At 29.9% G+C, this 2289-nt stretch carries 2 protein-coding genes and 2 pseudogenes; 1 reads left to right on the forward strand and 3 read right to left on the reverse strand.

Features of this window, described 5'->3' with window-relative positions; all coding sequences use genetic code 11:
- Both CER22_RS30845 and CER22_RS30850 read right to left on the reverse strand, forming a co-directional pair.
- Positions 1–243 (reverse strand): annotated as a pseudogene (locus CER22_RS30845) (polysaccharide deacetylase); the annotation flags it as partial.
- A gap of 73 nt (positions 244–316) precedes the next feature.
- Positions 317–823, reverse strand: coding sequence for a DUF3902 family protein (locus tag CER22_RS30850; protein WP_000805763.1), 507 nt, complete (start codon positions 821–823; stop codon positions 317–319).
- 270 nt (positions 824–1093) lie between these two features.
- Here CER22_RS30850 and CER22_RS33985 point away from each other — a divergent pair.
- Positions 1094–1514: pseudogene (locus tag CER22_RS33985) on the forward strand (helix-turn-helix domain-containing protein); the annotation flags it as partial.
- Positions 1515–1767: 253 nt separating this feature from the next.
- Here the strand turns inward: CER22_RS33985 and CER22_RS30860 are convergent.
- On the reverse strand, positions 1768–2289 hold a 522-nt coding region (locus CER22_RS30860), incomplete at its 5' end, for a DUF4367 domain-containing protein (protein ID WP_142293618.1).

Consider the following 2289-nt stretch of genomic DNA (forward strand, 5'->3'; position numbering starts at 1 on the left):
TTTTCCTGGTCCATCATCAAAAGTTAAATATACAACTTTTCTTTCTTTACCATCAAAACGACTAGGTATCGATTTTTTTAATTCATTATTAGGTAGACTGCTCACTTGTAGAACACTGTTTACCTCTTTCGCATTTACCAGCTTAGGGTTCGTAATAGATTGAAACATGTAATAACCTATTGATACTAATATAATGGCAAATAATACACTTATAATTCGCTTTTTCTTAAGCTTAATTCTCATTCTATAATTCTTCTTTCTAATTTATTAACTGAGTTCATGTTGGATTATCTACTTTTATACTATTTAAATGCTACTACCATCCTGCACTTGCATTCATAGCAGATCCCATAAAATTAATAAATAACGGCCATAATAACGGCCATAACGTAAGAAGTATATTTAGAAGTATAAGTATACTATATACCCAAGGGAAATTATGATTTTTACTATTTACCAATACTAAAATCACTAATAATATTATGGGTATTAAATATAAAAATAGCATTATAAACCAATACCATGTCATTAAAGTAAGACTCAATGGTCCTAATATCTCGTGTACAACTCCGAATGATATTCCTAATGCTCCAAAACTAAAGGTTGTAATTATTGTTTTTAGAAGCACTTTAGCCAATTTTGAGTCATACGTTTTTCTACTATATAGACCTATCACAATATACAACGATAGATATGCCATTAATACACCTATCCAAATCAATAGCCAGTCTGCATCTAACATAAAGATGTCAAACAGCGCCCAACATACCCCTACTATTGAAAAAACAAGGGAAATAATTATATATTTTAAAACTGGTTTCATATTCATTTCACGTCCTTTAAAAACTTAAGAATACATTATTAGCTTGTATTCTTCTTTTTCTACCGCTTTACTATAGTCTGTTGTATATTCAATAACAGTAATCTCTTTACTTCTAAGTAGATTCTTTTTCCACGTTTTCGCATCAGTTGACAGTTTGAAAATTAATCATAATTTATTTTAATTAAATATATATTAACAGTATATTAAGTATAAGTAAATAAAATTAATTTTAATTTAATATACTCCACTCATTTAATGGAGATTATTTATATGAACAATATTAATGTTGTTCAAAAAATTATGGCATTTCGAAAAGGTGCAGGATTAACTAGTAAACGTTTAGCTGAAATAGATGATATAACACCTTCCATGTTAAGTAAGATTGAGAAAGGGATCACGAATCCATCCTTACAAACACTAAAGTTAATTTCTGTAGCATTAACTATTCCTTTATTTAATTTTTTCTTGGAAGATACCAATACAGAAGAATTAGTTGTAAGAGCGGATCAAAGAAAAAAATAACTTTCCCTGAAAGCGGTAATGTTTCGTATGAGTTATTCTCTCCTAATTTAGATGGATCACTGGAATTGGCTTTAATATGAATCTGCTACCTCAAACCGCTTCATCTCAAGTAAAACTATATCTAAATGATGAGGTTTTACTTCTCAATCCAGGTGATAGCGGTAAAATACATCACCATTTGCTAGTATTCTTCCATTACTTCTTTTTGAATCATACTCCCTCCTGTTCTCCATACAATATACCTACCTAGATTCAATTTATGTTTTAAATTGTTATTTTTTATCCACCTCAATCAAGCTAGCAAAACTAAATATCATTTTACTTTCTCATTATATAGACTATACTAATTTCTCTTCCCACTTATAGGTTTCGTTTAAGCTAAAAAAATATAGCCTCAAGAACGGGATCCTGAGACTCTATTATTATTTTAGAAAGGACAGCATAATTTTCTCTGTTTCTTCTTTACTTAAATCACCTGCAAGAATAAAGACTTGATAAGCGCTATTCTTTCCTTTTGCAGGAACAATCATTTGCATTACTTTAGAGGGTTCCTCTGTATCAAGACTTTCAACTAAGGTTATTTTTGTACCTTCTAATTCATAATTTGTTACCTTTTCATTATACTCCGCTCTTTTATTCGAGAATTCTTTTCCCTCATCAGTAACTGCAGATTGGTGCACAATATACACATTATCTTCACTTTGATATTGAGAAATAATATCGGGATTTATTTTTTCATTAGTCATCGGTGTTGTAACACCTTCTCCCGTTAATTTATACCCTTTTACCACATAACTTGGGGTCTTAATTGGAAAATCAAGATATTTCTGTGCTTCCTTTTTAGTTAATCTAAGTTCCGAAGAAATTCTCTGTCTAAATGGTCCAATTTCTTCACTGTTTTTCTGATATTTTTTTTGTTCTTCTGAGTCTAACTTTTCAGGACT

This window comes from Bacillus sp. K2I17 (assembly GCF_002209985.1).
Lineage (GTDB): Bacteria > Bacillota > Bacilli > Bacillales > Bacillaceae_G > Bacillus_A > Bacillus_A wiedmannii.